The 14,997-nt window shown below is 64.8% G+C and carries 16 protein-coding genes; 3 read left to right on the top strand and 13 right to left on the bottom strand.

Features of this window, described 5'->3' with window-relative positions; all coding sequences use genetic code 11:
• Nucleotides 1-4: 4 nt before the first annotated feature.
• From DQP56_RS24360 to DQP56_RS00535, 4 genes are all read right to left on the bottom strand, one after another.
• Nucleotides 5-415, bottom strand: coding sequence for a hypothetical protein (locus DQP56_RS24360; RefSeq protein WP_133055983.1), 411 nt, complete (start codon nucleotides 413-415; stop codon nucleotides 5-7).
• A 239-nt stretch (nucleotides 416-654) separates the two neighbouring features.
• Complete coding sequence (locus DQP56_RS00550; RefSeq protein ID WP_085266188.1) at nucleotides 655-990, bottom strand: hypothetical protein; 336 nt, start codon at nucleotides 988-990, stop codon at nucleotides 655-657.
• Nucleotides 991-1,000: 10 nt separating this feature from the next.
• Nucleotides 1,001-1,756 carry a hypothetical protein gene (locus DQP56_RS24355; RefSeq protein WP_133055984.1) on the bottom strand — a complete coding sequence of 252 codons (756 nt, stop codon included), beginning with the start codon at nucleotides 1,754-1,756 and terminating at the stop codon, nucleotides 1,001-1,003.
• Nucleotides 1,757-2,500: 744 nt separating this feature from the next.
• Nucleotides 2,501-2,881 (bottom strand): hypothetical protein, encoded by a 381-nt coding sequence (locus DQP56_RS00535; protein ID WP_085266190.1) that lies wholly within the window; start codon nucleotides 2,879-2,881, stop codon nucleotides 2,501-2,503.
• 87 nt (nucleotides 2,882-2,968) lie between these two features.
• Here DQP56_RS00535 and DQP56_RS00530 point away from each other — a divergent pair, with 87 nt between their 5' ends.
• The 3 genes from DQP56_RS00530 to DQP56_RS00520 all read left to right on the top strand — a co-directional run bounded on the left by DQP56_RS00530 (nucleotide 2,969) and on the right by DQP56_RS00520 (nucleotide 5,405).
• Nucleotides 2,969-3,790: a hypothetical protein gene (locus DQP56_RS00530; RefSeq protein WP_205868755.1), complete on the top strand. Its 822-nt coding sequence runs from the start codon at nucleotides 2,969-2,971 to the stop codon at nucleotides 3,788-3,790.
• 35 nt (nucleotides 3,791-3,825) lie between these two features.
• Nucleotides 3,826-4,950 (top strand): hypothetical protein, encoded by a 1,125-nt coding sequence (locus tag DQP56_RS25710; RefSeq protein WP_337339807.1) that lies wholly within the window; start codon nucleotides 3,826-3,828, stop codon nucleotides 4,948-4,950.
• A gap of 170 nt (nucleotides 4,951-5,120) precedes the next feature.
• On the top strand, nucleotides 5,121-5,405 hold the full coding sequence (locus DQP56_RS00520; RefSeq protein ID WP_085266192.1) for a Sec62 family protein translocation protein: 285 nt from the start codon (nucleotides 5,121-5,123) through the stop codon (nucleotides 5,403-5,405).
• A gap of 32 nt (nucleotides 5,406-5,437) precedes the next feature.
• On the opposite strand, the gene DQP56_RS00515 is transcribed toward DQP56_RS00520, so the two are convergent.
• From DQP56_RS00515 to DQP56_RS00475, 9 genes are all read right to left on the bottom strand, one after another.
• Nucleotides 5,438-5,650, bottom strand: a complete 213-nt coding sequence (locus DQP56_RS00515; RefSeq protein ID WP_085266193.1) for a hypothetical protein — start codon at nucleotides 5,648-5,650, stop codon at nucleotides 5,438-5,440.
• A 22-nt stretch (nucleotides 5,651-5,672) separates the two neighbouring features.
• Complete coding sequence (locus DQP56_RS00510; protein ID WP_085266194.1) at nucleotides 5,673-6,089, bottom strand: hypothetical protein; 417 nt, start codon at nucleotides 6,087-6,089, stop codon at nucleotides 5,673-5,675.
• On the bottom strand, nucleotides 6,086-6,328 hold the full coding sequence (locus DQP56_RS00505; RefSeq protein ID WP_085266195.1) for a hypothetical protein: 243 nt from the start codon (nucleotides 6,326-6,328) through the stop codon (nucleotides 6,086-6,088). The genes DQP56_RS00510 and DQP56_RS00505 overlap by 4 nt, the downstream gene beginning before the upstream one ends.
• Nucleotides 6,325-6,810 carry a ribonuclease HI gene (gene rnhA / locus DQP56_RS00500; protein ID WP_085266203.1) on the bottom strand — a complete coding sequence of 162 codons (486 nt, stop codon included), beginning with the start codon at nucleotides 6,808-6,810 and terminating at the stop codon, nucleotides 6,325-6,327. Before rnhA ends, DQP56_RS00505 begins: the two co-directional genes overlap by 4 nt.
• Before the next feature lie 17 nt (nucleotides 6,811-6,827).
• Nucleotides 6,828-7,016, bottom strand: a complete 189-nt coding sequence (locus DQP56_RS00495) for a hypothetical protein (RefSeq protein WP_085266196.1) — start codon at nucleotides 7,014-7,016, stop codon at nucleotides 6,828-6,830.
• A gap of 1,543 nt (nucleotides 7,017-8,559) precedes the next feature.
• Complete coding sequence (locus DQP56_RS00490; protein WP_085266305.1) at nucleotides 8,560-9,249, bottom strand: hypothetical protein; 690 nt, start codon at nucleotides 9,247-9,249, stop codon at nucleotides 8,560-8,562.
• Between the two features lie 18 nt (nucleotides 9,250-9,267).
• Nucleotides 9,268-10,188 carry a ParA family protein gene (locus tag DQP56_RS00485; protein WP_085266306.1) on the bottom strand — a complete coding sequence of 307 codons (921 nt, stop codon included), beginning with the start codon at nucleotides 10,186-10,188 and terminating at the stop codon, nucleotides 9,268-9,270.
• Between the two features lie 2,042 nt (nucleotides 10,189-12,230).
• Entirely contained in the window at nucleotides 12,231-13,088 is an 858-nt protein-coding gene (locus tag DQP56_RS00480; protein ID WP_085266307.1) for a helix-turn-helix domain-containing protein, read from the bottom strand.
• Nucleotides 13,085-14,329, bottom strand: coding sequence for a helix-turn-helix domain-containing protein (locus DQP56_RS00475; protein ID WP_085266308.1), 1,245 nt, complete (start codon nucleotides 14,327-14,329; stop codon nucleotides 13,085-13,087). Before DQP56_RS00475 ends, DQP56_RS00480 begins: the two co-directional genes overlap by 4 nt.
• Between the last annotated feature and the right edge of the window lie 668 nt (nucleotides 14,330-14,997).

Raw genomic sequence — 14,997 nt, 5'->3', positions numbered from 1 at the left:
GCGCTCAGGGCGCTGGGGGGTACTGGCCCTGGACTCGTTGAAGGATCCGCTTCATGGTGGAGATGAGTTCGCGCTCCATCATCGGCGGTATCGGCCCGTTGCGGCCGAGTGCGAGAATCGTTTCCGGTAGCTCACCTAATTCGGCTAATGCTTGATCTACGACAGGGTTTGGTGACTTCCTTGCTGCTGCCGCTACGGGCGGAAGTACCTGCCCGAGCACGGTCAAAAGGGGATCAACCCCTGGCGCGAGAATCTGGTCACGCAGCCGCAGCCAGTCCGGGTTCTCGTATGCGTCTGGGACTCCGGCGCACCGATAGACGGCTTCGGCCAGCGTGCGTCTTAGCTTGGTCGGCAGGGGTGCCGGTGCGTACTCGAGGATGGCATCAGCTAGCGCGACAACCTCGTTGACCGGCATGGTGATGTGGCCTGGCGGCACCGTCTGCACCCACGGCCGCGGTGGTGTCCCCCCGCTCACGGCAGTGCCGGCATCGGCTGTATCCAGAATGTGCAGCTGGGCATACCTGAACCATAACGACGGTCGGGCAGCTGTAGTTGCCTTGGCGTGCGTTCGGTAGGTCTTTCACACGGTTCTAGCGGTCAGCGGTTCAATGCCCGACACGCGGCAGAATGCTTGCCACGCTCAGGTCCGTCCGCTTACGGCGCACTTTCTCCGTTGAGGCTTTCGGCGTTGCTCACGGTGTCGGCGATCGCTGCCCTTATTAAGCTCGCCAACTCCGTTGAAACGTCACCGTTTACGTTAATCCGCACCCCATACCGGATCTCCCCGTTCTGTGCTTGCTGGCCGAGGAGTTCTACTGTCCCGACGCCGGGCTCCTCGTAGATTGGTGAGAAGGTCAGATCCCGCAGAATTCCATGGGGTGTCCTCACCCACTCGCCAACCACAGCATCACTTGGCACTTCGAGGTCGCCGAACACAACCTGTCGAAGATCCTCGTCGGTGATCTCGTCACCACTACCGGATGTGCTCATCTTCGCCTCACTACTCCTGAACCCCCCGTGTGTCGCCAAGGAAATTCCTCACCCATTGCACGCCGAATTCGGGCGCGAATCGCCGTAGGTCATAGGTTGCGATGAGCCCATAGAGGTCCCCACGCCGGGGCCGCAGCTCATCGGTTTCGCCGAAGTGGCCTTGCATCAGCGCCGCGGCCGTATCTTTCTCGTCGAAGTTGCCTTGCAGTAGCGCCACGGATGTATCGCTCACCCGCGCGAAGCCGATCCATTCAGGATGGATTTCGCCATGCCGGTTGGCGATGTCGAAGCCATTCGCCAAGCACATCACAACATTTGGGGTTACCTGTCGAATCGCCACGATCTCGTGCGCGGTCCAGGTGCCGTACCCGAAAAACCTTCGTACCCACTCTGGCGACAGGGCGCCGAACAGGTTCGGCCAGGTCACGTACGTATCGATGACCCAGCCGAGCCCGGCGCTGAACATCCAGACCGGCCCGTTGTCAGTACCCCTGAACTCCAGCCTTGACGGTTCTTCTCCAGGCCATGTGACATCGACGCCCAAGCTGGTTGCTCGGCTCGCCGGGTCGGTCACTACTTCATCGACTTTGTCCCCGATTGTGGGTGCCTGAAGGGCTGACGAGCGCAGCTTCGGCGCAGGCAGGGGGGAATTCGTCGACGATGGGGTGAGCGCCTGCCGCCACCACGGCGTTCGTTGATCCATGCGCTCGGCAGCAGCACCTACCCACATGACGCGGACGCCTCCCATTGAGACCGTTGCGGTCATGGTTTCGCTCCGCCTTTCATCCCTCGTATTGCTCGAGCGTGGTTCTTGTTGATGAGCTTTGCAGTTGATACCGACATTTCGGTTGCTGCGATACTCGCCGGGGCACCTCAACGACGCCCCCTGCTACCGCCGAGCGGAGAGAGTGCACTGCGAGGCTGCCGGCCGTCCCGAGTCGACGGTCCCTGGCGGTGCCTACGGGCACCGCTTCAAGCGCCGCCGGGCACGTGCGCGCTCCGCGGACGGCATTCAGCGTTCGCCACACCGACCACCGTCTCGTCGGACGTAGTCGCAACGTCCCAGCGATAACGGCCAGCTGGGTCGAACTGCTCACGAACCCTCGGCAGGTCTATGCGAGCCTCGCGCGCAGTCGCGTACGGGCCGGCGATCGGGAAGGTCGTCAGGCCGTCGGTGGCAGTGATGAGTGCCCTGCAGCCGGTCCGGCGTGCAATTAGCCAGGCGGCGGAGGCTGCCACGGCGAACACGAGAAGCGCTGCACTTACGTGTGTGAGCGTCAGGCCTGGCTCGGAACCGGCGCCGTGGGAGCGCTGCAGGCTCCCTCCGGCTATACCGGGCGCAGCTGCGAGCAAGAACGCTGGTATCGGCCACCACGTTCGCACTGCTATCCCCCTCGAGTGGGATTACCGCCCGGACTCTGCTAGTTCCTTGACCCTCGGGTCTACCGGCCGCCCGGTCTTCTTGCTCGCGGCCACTGCGGCTTGGGCAGCCGCACGGGCGACTCGCAGACTAGGCGGGGTCTGTCTGGGTTCCCTCGGCGCCGGTGGTCTCCGAACCGCCATCGTCGTCCTCCTGGCCAATTAGGCTCAATGCCCGCTGCTCCGCGATGACCTGCACCATGTCGGAGTCATCCTTGGTGGCCAGTGTAGAGCGCATCAGCATCGTCAGGGCTTTCCAGCCGAGTTCGGCTTGTCCCTCGTCTGCACTGAAGGTGCGCTCGAACGACCATGCAGTTCGGCGCCACCATTCGCTGCGCCGGTCGGCCCGGTTCTTCTGCTGCCAGGTGATGATCACCCCGAGCGCGCCGAGACTGCCGACTAACAGTGTTACCCACGCCTGCACGGCTTCTCCCTCTGAGCGCTGCTGGTGATGGCGGTACTGGTCCTGCATGCCAGGCACTGTCTCACTGAAATGTGCCACGTGGGGAAATTACGGGCTCCTCCTTCCTTGTCGCCGAGCGGTGACACACTCAGGGATGTGGCCATTGGCGGCGACCCCGAGGAACTGACCGAGGCAGAGCGGGCGCGTTACCGCGCCGCTCGCGCGGCCTCCAGCGAGCTTGGCGCGGCATTCGAGTCCGGTGATGCCGACGAGCGCCGAGCTGCCGCCGGCCAGCTGCTGCAGGCAATTTCGCGGCTAGATCCGAAGACAACCGTGGACAAGCTGCACATCCCGGATGATGCGGGCGAGCATGCGGACCCGTTGCGGCGAATCATCCTCCGGATCCCAGATGGGTGGGGTCGCTGGATCAGCACCGGCCCCGGCTGGTACCCGATCATCGTCGAACTCGATCAGCAGTTGGCGGCGATCGATCCCGACTATGAGCTGCACCAGTGCAAAGAGAAGTTCGCTGGACTGCGCTACTACTTCAGCACTGCACGGACCGAGTTGCGGGCGCAGATGAACTCGCTGGTCGCCGCAGCCGAGAAGCGTTGCGCGAGTTGCTGCGAAGAGTGCGGTGTACCTGGTGCGTTGCATGCCAGCCCTCTCAGTTACTTGCGCACACTGTGCGCGGCCTGCGCGATCGCCGGCGGGTACGGGCTCATCGGGGAGACTGTCGACGCGTTGGCGCCTGACACTCGCGGCGTGTGGCGGGTAGCGACGCAGGACCGCACGTACGTCGTCAACCTCAACCGAGGTGAGTTGGATGGCGATGAGGGCCGCTATCGGATCAGCCGTGTGGATGCCTGGCCGGCGGTCGGCGGTGTGTTCCGTGTCGTGGTCGAAGACGGTGCTGGCGATGGCGACGATCAGTGGGTGGTCAGCGGCAGTATCAGCAGGATTGAGCGGATCCGCTGAATACAAGTGGGCTGCGGGCGTGGTGCTCGACCTCACTGAAGGGGTCGCCCCGTAACTTCCGCGCGTTTTGCGCGTATGTTGGGGGGGTGGAGCTGTGGAGTTCAACCCAGGCGGCTCAGCACTGGGGCGTCACGCCAGCACGGGCACGCGCCCTACTGGCCGAGCGTCGCATCCCCCGCGTCTCTGGGTATCCGGCAAGCGACATCTTGGCTGTTCGCCGCCGCCAAGGCGCTCGAACCGACCTCACCCCTGCGGGCACTTCGTTGACTTTGTCCGAGGCGGCTGCGGCAATCGCTGGTATCCCCGATGACGCGAATCGCCTCCGGGTGTTTTTCGAATTCTGCCGCGGCGCTGATGAAGCCGGTCCCCGCGCGGTAGCTCTCGGTTCGGCTGAGCCGGCATTGATCGGGGACCCACGCTTCGACGCGCTGCTTGCCGCGGCGGCCGAGTACGTTTCTTGCCGGTTTGGATTGCCTGGGCCGTTGTGGACGGTGACGCTGGACCGGTTCCTCTCTCGGGCCTGGTGGGTGTCTCCCTTACCGTCTGCTCGTCGACACGCCTTGTTGTGGACGCCGGCGTCGTTTCGGCGTAGGGGAATTTATCTTGATCGTCATGACCTCTCTCACGACGGAGTCCCTGTGATGCCTGAGCCGTTGTTCGACGTCTCCGAGCTTCACCGGGCCTTCGCCGCACTGGCCTTGAAGCTTCAGCGTCGCAACATCGTTGGTCATGTTCACGTTGTTGGTGGCGCCGCGATGCTGCTGGCGTACGACCCTGATCGTCTGGCGACCCGCGACATCGACGCGCTCTTTGGGCCTGACGGCCCGATGATCGCTGCGATCCATGAGGTGGCTGACGAAAACCACTGGCCGGCCAGTTGGCTGAACAACCAGGCTGCCGTCTACGTCGCCAGGTCCCCTGGGGAGGGCATCCGGGTCTTCGACCACCCGCACCTTCAAGTCGTGGCCACCCCCGCTGATCACCTGCTGGCGATGAAGACGCTCGCGGCCCGTGCGGTTCGAGATGCCGAGGATCTGCGGTTCTTGGTGGGATACCTGGGTATTACGTCGGCAGCGGAGGTGTGGGCGATCGTCGAGCGCTTCTTTCCCGGTGTTGATGTTCCGCAACGATCCCGCGATCTGATTGACGATTTGTTCTGAGTCGCAGGCAATTCACTATTCCCGGCCACCACCCGGGTGCAGGCCATTTTGAACCCGGGGAACCGCTTGAGCGGGTCACATAAAATCCGCCGGGAACCCTGTCGCTGACGCTACTATTCGCTCACCGCGGCCTTCCTGAGCTGCTTATCTCGAGGGGAGTTGGACGCCGCATGACGTACCCACGACCGGGAGACGACCCCCACTACCCCTACCACTACCCGCCAGCCGTTGTGAACGTCTCGGTCGTTAAGAACCCGGGGATAGCCGCGTTGCTCGCCGGTCTCTTCGGGCCCCTGGGCATGCTCTATGCCACCGTCCCAGGAGCGCTGGTGATGATCGGAGTGAATCTGGTGATCTTGGTCATCGGGTTCTTGACCTTCGGAGCTGGGTTCTTCCTCTGGATCTTTTCCTGGCTTGGCGGCATTATCTGGGCCTATATCGCGGCCGACAGCTAGGTGCCTGTTGTCAGGTGTGGTGCTGGCGGTCTTCAGTACGGGCGGTGCTGGGCGACGTAGTCCGCTGCGGGGTCGGTCGCTCCGCTCGGGTAGAGGATCTGCGTTTTGCGGTCGTGTTCGTGGGCCTGAGCGACCAGCTGGTCGGTGTGTTCGGCGTCAGAGATGAAGTTGCGGCAGGTGGGTTGCCGGGTGTGTTCGTATCCACCGTCGTGGGTATCGCGGGTGTCGCACCATCCGGTCGTCATGTCTGCTCCTGTGGTGGGTTGTTCAGGCCTTGAGGGTGGTGGCCGCGGGTTGGGCGACGATGCTCACGTCGGCAAGAATAACGGCCAGGGCCGATAAGTGGCCCTCTCTCCAGGCGTGGGATTTCAGCCTGCCTCTTCGCACCCGTCGCACCAGTCTCTCGACGACAAGATCGCACCAGTCTCTCGACGACAAGATGAGGCATTCGTCGCCGCAGTTTTGGCACGGCCGCTCAGTCTGGATGTTGAGGTCGTCGTCGGCCTGCGCGCGGAGGATGGCTAGGACTTCCGGGGTGGCACCGTGTTCCGGGCAGAAGGCGTGGCCGTCGACGGGCATGAGTCCCCAGCCTTCAGCCACGAAGGCATCGGGGTCTCCGGCGTAGGTGAGGGTGCAGCCCGGGGCGGAGCACTGTGTCCCGGCCGCAATGCTGATGTTCATCATTGCTGGGCCGCGGCCGCCCGTGGGTACATGGCCAGAACCTCTGGGTAGGGGGCGACCAGTTCGGGGTCGCTGAGGTCCACTTCGGTGTCGATGCCGATGTAGCCGTCGGTTCGGTCGGACAGTTGGCCGAGTAGTGCTTTGCCCGCGGTGATGCTGCGGATCCTGAACAGGCTCGGGTTGCCCATGACTCTGTACTCGTGGTCGAGCTGGACGAGATCGCCCACCTTGAAGTTTTTCATGCTCTGCTCCTGCTCTGGGTTGGCCGGCGGCGGCGCCGGGGTGGTCCTGTTGGTTCGGCGGCTCCCCCGAATTCGTAGGCGCCGCGGGTTGCCAGGGTGTCGGCCAGTTCGTTGCCTTCGTGCCCGTTGTGTCCTTTGACCCAGCGCCAGTCGACGTCGTATTGGGCTGCGGCGTTGTCGAGGCGTTGCCAGAGGTCGATGTTCTTGACCGGTTGGCCGGTGGCGGTTTTCCAGCCCTTGCGTTTCCAGCCGGGGAGCCAGGTGGTGATTCCGTTGCGCACGTATTGGCTGTCGGTCCACAGCTGCACTGCGTGCGGGGTGGTGATCGCTTCGAGGGCCATGATGGCGGCCAGGAGCTCCATGCGGTTGTTGGTGGTGGATTTCTCGCCGCCGTAGATCTGCCGTTCGTGTGTGCCGAAGCGTAGGACGGCGCCCCAGCCGCCTGGGCCCGGGTTCCCGCGGCAGGCGCCGTCGGTGAAGATGACGATCGTCTGCGCCGTCACCGGATTTCGTTCCTGGCCTCAGCGATCACAGCTTCGTCGGTGTGTTCGCATGTGTCGTAGTCGGATATCAACCTGTCGTCGGGGCCGTAGACCTCGACGGTGTCGGAAGATTCACTGTCGTTGTTGTCGTCGACTTCAGCCCGGTAGGCCGTGCCTTCATGTTCGAACCGAAGAGTTCTGATCATGGCCTGAGCATGGCAGGACCCACTGGCGCCACCGGTGCTGTGACACCCGGACGGGCTCACTTTCGCAGGCGCTTCAACGCGTTTGGCGGACTTCTCACCAGGACCCGTGCCACGGCCCGGACGCCTTGGCCGGACTGACGCTTCTGGCTTGTTGAAGGCTCTGGGCCTGGCGGCGCTTTGGTTTGCCGTGGGATAGCGGGGCGTATTGCTCGGTTGACTTGCGGTATTTGCCGGTGATTGTCATCCGGCTTTTGGTGCGTCGCTGTTTCATTCGTGTGGGAGTTGGCGCGGAATGGGTTTGCAGTCGAGGTCTGGTAGGTGTTCGGCTCCTCTGTTCATCGTGATGCAGGCCGTCTGGCGGTGGTGGTCGTGAAGATCGGGGCTGTGCGCGGTTGGCGGGTGGTGTTGTTCGTGACGTCGCGGCTGGTGCATTGGCGCTTGTTGGTTGTGGGGTTGGGTGGTTGCAGGATGACGGGTTTTGGTCTTTGTCTGCTGGCGGCCCGGTTCAGGCGAGATGGCGGCCCGGAATGGGGCGGGGTCCAGTGCGGGCCGCGTCAGCGTCCAGGCAGGGGGGCGCGTAGGGGGGTATGCGGGCCGTGCCCGGGGGGCTCGCTCGGCCCATTGTGGGGCGGGTCGGGGGGTTATACGGGCGACGATCGGGTGCCCGTCGGCACAGTTACAGACACAGTGACCTGCGGGTTTCTGTGTGTGTTCCGATGAGTCCGCGGGAATAGTCTCGTGGTTAACCTCGTCGGGGTCGGGGGCTGGTCCTGGCGTTAACCACTGCCACTGTGGCATCGACGTTGCCACGGCCCCATCAACGCCATTTCTAGGCCCCTGTACGCCCCTGAAAGGGCCTCACCCCGCCCCGGGCGGCCAGGCGTGTATCGGGAGCGGGAGCTAGCTGCCGCGTGTCGACCTAGGGCAGGGCTCAGCGGGACTGAGGCCGTCGACGCCTGCTGAGGGATCGCTTCCAGGAATGTGCCGACGGTTGCCGGCGGTGGCCAGTGCGTCGGTCGACCAGCTGTACGGGGCGGCTAATGGGAGGCGCCGTAGGCGGGGACTCCCGGGCGTTTGCTGCCACGCCGGCGGGCGCGCATGTTGCCCGGTAACTCCGGCGAGTAATTGACGCCGGTCCCACCAGAGCCTCTCCCCCGTCTCAATGCGGCAAGCCGGGTATCGGGTTGCGTCGCCGGGCTGCCGCACAGGCAGTCGCGCCGCTGTTGCGTGCGCGGTGCCACCCAGAGGGTGCGCACGGCTCGGCCGGTGCGGCGGGAATGGACGGTGGTTTGGGTTGCGTTCTCCGGGTGGGGCGCGGGCGCGCCTATCCCCCGCTGTGCCGGTCCGTGGCTGGACGCCTCACTGTGGCCTGTTTTGTGCCTGGTTTCATCAGTTGATCAACCAGCGCGGCGGGGGCATGGAAATGCAGTTTGGTGCATCCCACCGGTTTGCGTAGTCGCGCTTCATGGCAGGCTTGGCGCTGCTCGTCACGCTAGGTTTCGTCACGTGACGCCACATGCCTGTGTGGCCCGCACGTGATCAGCTAGGCGCTGACTAGCGAGCTCTCGTCGTCGAGGTCGTCATCCCCGTCAGCAGCGGCACCACGCCGGCTGCGTCGAGCAGCGGGCCACAGAGGCTCGTAGAGCCGCAGGGCCTGCTCCACGAGCGCAGACCGCGACGGTGCCTGCCACTCCTCGATCAGGTTCTCGAGGATCGCGGCATCGGCGGGGTTGAGGCCGGTGAGGGGAACACGGCCGGGCGGTTCAGAGTGCCGGCGGCGACGCACCGGGGCCGCGGGCTGGCGGGAGAACAGCCCTCCCCCAGCCGCTGCGGCCTCCGGCTGCTTCCAGAAGGTCGACAACTCCTCCTGGCTGTGCTCGATGGCGTCGAGCACGACCTCGGCGTACTTCCGGGCTGTGATGGGGTCGCGGGCCTTCTCGCGGCTGGTGAACCTCCGGAGTGCCTTGTAGACCTCGGGGGCGACTTCGGCGGTCGGGGTGCTGCCGGTGGCGCGCCGGCGGCGTGGGCGCTGCACTCCCCCGGTGGTTGCTGCGGGCGCCACAGGCGCCGACGGTGCCGCCTCAGTCGGGGTGGACGGCGTGGGGGCGGCTTCAGCCGGCTTGTTTGCGGCGGCCGGCTTGGCCGCGGCGGTTGGGACGGGGATCTTCGGCAGGAGGTCGTCGAGATCACCGTCGAGCTGTGAGCTGAAGACGCCCTTCATCTTGCTGGCCATGATGTGTCACTCCCTCTTTCAGCTCGCGTTGGCAGCAAGCGTGGCTTGGACGCGGAGCAGGATCTCCCGCGTCAGGTTCTGGTAGTCGTTCGCGACGGCGATCGGGTCGGCGGCGTGCAGTCGCGGAATGTCCTCGCTGCGGCCTTCCCGGAGGGCCTCCAGAAGCTCGGATTTGTCCTTGTCGGCTTGCGCGACAAGTTCCTCGGCTGCCATGTGTCGGTGTCGTTCGGCCAGGGCTGGGCCGGGTGCGTGGCGGATCGCGGCGGTAAAGGGTTCGACGTCGGACCCGTCGAGCATCTCGCTGATCTGCTTGGTGATCACGCTGTTGCGGGCCGTCGCCCGCGGGTTGACCTGGAAAAGCGCGACGCCGAGCAGGGAGATCTGGGAGCCGCGGGACTTAGCGCGAGCGTACGAGGTGGCGAGGCGCTGCACGCCCTTGATGGATGCCATGTCCTCCCGGGTCGGGACGACCAGGTAGGTGCAAACCTGCAGTAGCGCTAGGAGCAGCATGATGTTGCCGTGGCCGGAGTCGACGATCACGATGTCGTAGCGCTCGCGTTCGCACAGGTCCTGCAGGGCGAGGCGGAGGTTCTCGGCGACGTCGATGCCGGCGTCGGCGGTCAAGTCCTCCTGGGATGACACCAGGGCCAGGCTGGCGCCCCCCATGACGATGTCGAGATTAGGGCGCGCGTTGCGGTAAGGCTCGAGTTTCGCGCCGTATTGCAGCGCTGAGGCGAGGTTTCGACCCTTGTCCCAGGCATCTTCGGGGACGCCGACGTTCTCGACGCTGAGATCGCCTTGCTGGTCAGCGTCGACGAGCAGGACGCGACGGCCACGGCGGGCAATGGAGATCCCCACGTTGGCCACTATCGAGGACTTTCCGACGCCACCCTTCTGGCTGCCGATGAGGATCGTGGGGGGCAGAAGCGACTCTGTCATGTCGGCAATCGTAACGGCCGCAACCCTTTGTCTCGGGCCTTGTCATCGGCGTGTCGCGTGGTTTGTCCTCGCGCTGTGTATGCCGCGTGGCGTCGTGTGTGCCATTCCGGCTGACGTCGCGTCTGCTACCGCGGCTGCTCGTGCGGCGCGTCCTACCCGGTGCCTTACGTGTTCCCTCCCCCGTCTCCTGCCGCTACCCATGCCTGCTGGCGCGCCGCGTGGCCTCTTGCATGGCCGTGTTTGTTGCCCTGCGGTTGGCGCGCCTCGTGCCACCTCGTTATCCCCCACCCCTGTCGTCCCGTGCGTTCGTCCGCTTGTAGTCGTGGCGTGCCACCCGGTGTGCTTTCCGTCTGGCCATGCGGGGTCACCTGCGGCGTCCCGACCGCCTGCCGTGCTGCTGTGCCTCGCGTACTTGCTCGCGGCTGCTGTCGCCTGTTTGCTGCCGTCCTGCCTACCGCGCTGCCATGCGTGTGCGCTCGCACTCCTTCTGTCGCTGCGCCTGTAGTGTTGTCATGCGCTTGTCCATGCGCTTGGTCATGCGCTTGGCGTAGCCCGTCACCTGGGGTGTTTGCAATAGCGGGTCTTTGCGTTTGGCCTCCCGCGTTCTCATGCGCGATACATGGCCCCTGCGGCATGGTCGCGCCATGTGTATTGACTCGGGTGTTCCGTGAGGCTTTGCCGGACGTCTTGGTTAGCCCTGTTCGCGCCGCTTGTAGTTCCGCAGGGGCAGGCGCGTTACCCAGCTGGTGGCCACTGGTCTGGTCCGCCGTGGGCCCTTCCCAGTGGTCCGCCGGTTGCCGCATGTCGTTACCCCTGGTCCATAGGCCTTTACCAGCACTTTCTCGACTTCCAGGGTAGGGGATAGTGGATAGCTGTGGGCACCGCTGCGGTGACCCGGCGTGGCGTGTCGCGTCGTGTACTCACTGGGTGGACTCTGCGATCCGCCGACGTGTCCGTGGTGCCAGGCAATCTGGACTGCGACCCCAAATTCGCCTCGCCGGCTCGCATCGCTGGTGACCCTGTCCCTGCCGCGATCTGGCCCTCTTTCAGTGCTTCCGTTTCTGGGTTTCCGATCTCTGGATTGGGGCGTCTTTATGGCCGAAGCGACGTAGCGGCACCGCCCCGGCATCAGCCCTTCGTCGTCCTCGACTGCCGCGCCTCATTGATGCAATTAGGCGCGCTTGAGATGCCGGGGCTCCGCCGCCCTGACCGCACTGTGCACGTTTGGTTCACCGGCTAGCCGCTCACGCATTAACCGTTTTCGGGGCACTCTCTGCGCGCGTTTGCGGGTCCACACCTGCCTGATAGGTGCCGCTGATTTCACGTCGAGTAGGCGCTTATCGACGCAACCGTGTTCAGGGGTTGGTGATCATCTACTGCGGAAGTTTCACTGTGGTACCGGCCCGAGTCGAGTGCCTTGATAGTGGCGGTATCGATTGGGTTACAGGGGTTGCTTTGCGCTCTGTTTGCTGTCCACACGGGGCATGGTGTGGGCGCTGATCGGGGTTGCCTGGCCGTGGTCAGCGTGTCTAGTGCGTTGGTCGGGATCTTTGGTCAGTGCACGGTTTCGGCTCCCGGGATGGCAGTCGCGGCGGATGAGTGCATCGGTACTGACTGCTGCTGACGTTGTGCCGCGCGGGTTGGCTTGGTGGCCAATCACGTTGGCGTAACGCTGACTTGACCTGTCCCGGCTTGCCTGACGCGGGCCCTCGGGTGCTGGCCGGGCGGGTGGGCTCTGCCGGCTCCCTCGGGTTCGTTTCTCGGTGGGGTAGGTGGCATCCCGTGGGCCGGTTTTAGATCTGGGGTCTTCGAGGGGGCCTGGCACGCTTCCGTCCCTTCTCGCGCGCTGACCTGGGCTTTTACCCGGCCGCCCGAAGCCTCGGTGACGGCCGACGTCGTTTTTGCGGCCTGTGTGGCTCTGTGACGCGTCGAGTGGCCTGCGCGGTGTCGTCTATCTAGCTGAGACTGTTTCGGAGCTTGGCGGCACGCCTGACGGGTTTCTGCAGGCCACAGTGGGTGCCACCGCCGTACGCGCCGCGCGGTCAGCCCCAGTTGCTGAGGCCAGGCAGGCGCAAGGTCGGGCGGGGTTGGAGTTTTCCGCTGACGAGGTTGTCGGCGAGTTGGCGGGACTCGTCTTCGCCGGGGGCCAGGGCGCACCAACCGGAGATGACCGTGTTGTTGGCGCTGACACCGTTCCATCGGCCGAAGAGGTAGTTCTCGTGGGTTGGCAGCCACAAGAAGACGCCTTGACGGGTTCGGGTCACGGGTACGGGTGGGCGGTACCAGCCGATGAGGACTTCGTTGTTCCACATCTGTAGTTCTCCGCGCCAGCCCGAGTCGAGCAGGATGCGATCGCCGGCTTGCAGGATGGCGACAGTGTGGGTGTCGATGCTGTTGGCGGGGCCTTGTGCGCCTTGCCAGCTGGCCCACCACTGGCCGTTGAGGTCGACGGGGCGGGGGACTGTGCCGGCTAGTTCCGGCAGTGGCATGTCAAGGGCGGTCGCGATAGCCGTGGCCGCGGCCAGGGTCAGTTCTTCGGTGCCGGATTCGTAGCGTTGGTACTGATCGATCTCGAGGCCGGCGGTGGTGGCGACGGTCAGTTGGGTGAGGCCGATGCGGCGCCGGCGGTTCTGGATCGCTTCGGCGACCGCGCTGGCGGGGGCGGCCGTGGTGGTTGTCGGTATGGCGTCCGTTTGGCCTGCCAGTTCTGAAAGTGGCAGGTCGAGGGCTTCAGCGAGGGCCCGCGCGGTGCTCAGTGAGGGTTCGCGTTCGCCTCGTTCGAAGCGCTGGTACTGGCGCAGCAGTAGTCCCGCTGCCTCGGAGACCTTGGCCTGGGTCAGGTCGAGTTCGAGGCGGCGGGCCCGGATGATCTCGGATCCTGCCCATCCGGTGGGGCTCATGTGAGTGCGTTAATGGTCGAGGTCCAGTCGTAAAGGCGCTCGTCGAGGCTGCGCACGGCGGGCGTGCCCTCCCAGGGGCGTAATTCGGTTCTGACGGCTTTGATGCGTGCCATTGCTGTGGCGTACCAGGTCAGTGCGAGTTCATCAAGGGCGCAGACCAACATGTAGCAGGCCTTCTCGGGTTCTTTGAGGACGGCGGCGGCGGCGCCGAGATCTGCGTAGGTGATGGCGCGTTGTTTGTGTGCGGTGGCCGGCAGCTCGGTCAGGACGCGTTCGAGGGTGAGGCGGGCCTCGTTGCTGTGGCCGGCGGCCAGTAGCGCGTTGCCTTTGAAGCCGTTGAGTTGAGCGGGGGAGAACCAGTCCAGCCAGTCCGGGGTTGGGGCTGTGGGGTCGAAGGTTTCCTCGGCTCGGCGGATGAGTTGTAGTGCGCGGGTGGTGTTTCCCAGCCTGGTTTCGACTTCAGCGTCTACCGCATCGATCCAGGCGCCCAGGACTACGGGTGTCTCTGCTCGTTTGGCGAATGCTCGGGCGGCGCGGACGTGGTCTCGGGCCTCGTCGGCGCGGTTGGGGTCGTCGGAGGCGGCGGGGCCGAGGGCCATGTGGCCGAGGACGGCGGCGCCAAGGGCGTCGTTGGTGGCCTCTTGGGCGCATTCGAGTGCCCAGATGAAGTGGGTGTGAGCCTCTTCGGGGTCGTGGCGGTCGAATAGGGCGATGCGTCCGGAGATGAGGCAGGCCTCGGCGACGGAGTCGGCCAGGGCGGTGCGCGTTGTGGGGGAGACGGCGTCGAGTATGTCGAGGCCGAGCTGGCTGTGGTTGTTGGCTGCGTGTTGCAGGGGGTTGACCGGCAGTACGCCGTAGAGGCGGCGGTAGCACGCAGTGAGCTGGGCGTAGTCGTCGGCGACGGAGTCCGGTAGGTCGTGGTGGATCCGGCGTGAGGCATTGAGGCGTAGTGGCCGGCGGGCCTTGACCGGGTTGTCGGGGTTGGTGGTCTTTCTGGGGGTGAAGCCGAGCTCGGTGAGGGGGCGACCGAATAGTTCTTCCAGGGCTTTGATGTGGGGGGAGTGCGGCCACGGCGGGTCGGTTGATTCCCAGCGGCTGACGGTTCGGGTGGTGACGGTGAGTTGGTAGCCGAGTTTTTCTGCTGTGGCGTTCAGTGCTTTGACGAAGGCTGTCTGCGAGCCGAGGCCGATACTTTCCCGGGCCGCGCGCAGTCGGACGTTGCCGTCGGCTGATGCGGTCATAACTTTGAGGATACCCGGGCAGGTTTGTCCGGTTGTGGCGTCTAGCAGGACATATATGCAGGTATTTGTCGGCGATTCGCCGACGATCAGTTGGGCTTTGTCTGGTGCCGTGCGCTTGATTACGTCCGCCGCGTAGACCGCAGTGGCGTCTACTTTGGCGCAATGCCCTTCAAATGGTTGACGGGGGACCGTCCAGTCGTTACTGTCAGCGTTCAGACGGACGTATTCGTGAACCTGGCCCCCCAAAGCCGCTGGGTTCCTGAACTTTCCGGGAGGTGAAAACCACCAGTCCCAGACCGGCCACGAAAGTTGGCAGGCGACCTGGACTGGGCCCGTGAAATCGACAGGCCCCCGGCGAAGGGGGGTTCACCGGGGGCCTGTACGAACCGCTTTCTCCGATCGAGTGCCACCTCGACCGGACTTCCCTAAGGAGGGAATCGTGTCTTTGCCAGACAAATCCGATCGTATCGCAACATCGCAGTCCAACACGGTAGGCAGGTCCACCAGCGCATCCAGGTCCAACGTCCACAAGCTGCCGACGGCCCAGACCGTACGCCCCAACGTCCTTCTGGTCGGCAACTGGATCGTCCTGCGTGATGTGCCCGAGAAGTTCGAGCACCTGCCCGGTCGAACGGCCACCGATCTCTTCGACACTCTGCGTGAACTCT

The organism is Mycolicibacter senuensis, from assembly GCF_003284925.1.
GTDB classification, from domain to species: Bacteria; Actinomycetota; Actinomycetes; order Mycobacteriales; family Mycobacteriaceae; genus Mycobacterium; species Mycobacterium algericum_A.
Note: the sequence above shows the minus strand (reverse complement) of the source record. Positions and strands in the feature narration are given on the sequence as shown.

Bases quoted from the DNA above. Each gene is read 5' to 3' on its own strand.
- DQP56_RS24360 (WP_133055983.1), bottom strand. From the start codon at position 415: ATGCCGGTCAACGAGGTTGTCGCGCTAGCTGATGCCATCCTCGAGTAC.
- DQP56_RS00550 (WP_085266188.1), bottom strand. From the start codon at position 990: ATGAGCACATCCGGTAGTGGTGACGAGATCACCGACGAGGATCTTCGA.
- DQP56_RS24355 (WP_133055984.1), bottom strand. From the start codon at position 1,756: ATGACCGCAACGGTCTCAATGGGAGGCGTCCGCGTCATGTGGGTAGGT.
- DQP56_RS00535 (WP_085266190.1), bottom strand. From the start codon at position 2,881: ATGCAGGACCAGTACCGCCATCACCAGCAGCGCTCAGAGGGAGAAGCC.
- DQP56_RS00520 (WP_085266192.1), top strand. From the start codon at position 5,121: ATGACGTACCCACGACCGGGAGACGACCCCCACTACCCCTACCACTAC.
- DQP56_RS00515 (WP_085266193.1), bottom strand. From the start codon at position 5,650: ATGACGACCGGATGGTGCGACACCCGCGATACCCACGACGGTGGATAC.
- DQP56_RS00510 (WP_085266194.1), bottom strand. From the start codon at position 6,089: ATGATGAACATCAGCATTGCGGCCGGGACACAGTGCTCCGCCCCGGGC.
- DQP56_RS00505 (WP_085266195.1), bottom strand. From the start codon at position 6,328: ATGAAAAACTTCAAGGTGGGCGATCTCGTCCAGCTCGACCACGAGTAC.
- DQP56_RS00495 (WP_085266196.1), bottom strand. From the start codon at position 7,016: ATGATCAGAACTCTTCGGTTCGAACATGAAGGCACGGCCTACCGGGCT.
- DQP56_RS00490 (WP_085266305.1), bottom strand. From the start codon at position 9,249: ATGGCCAGCAAGATGAAGGGCGTCTTCAGCTCACAGCTCGACGGTGAT.
- DQP56_RS00485 (WP_085266306.1), bottom strand. From the start codon at position 10,188: ATGACAGAGTCGCTTCTGCCCCCCACGATCCTCATCGGCAGCCAGAAG.
- DQP56_RS00480 (WP_085266307.1), bottom strand. From the start codon at position 13,088: ATGAGCCCCACCGGATGGGCAGGATCCGAGATCATCCGGGCCCGCCGC.
- DQP56_RS00475 (WP_085266308.1), bottom strand. From the start codon at position 14,329: ATGACCGCATCAGCCGACGGCAACGTCCGACTGCGCGCGGCCCGGGAA.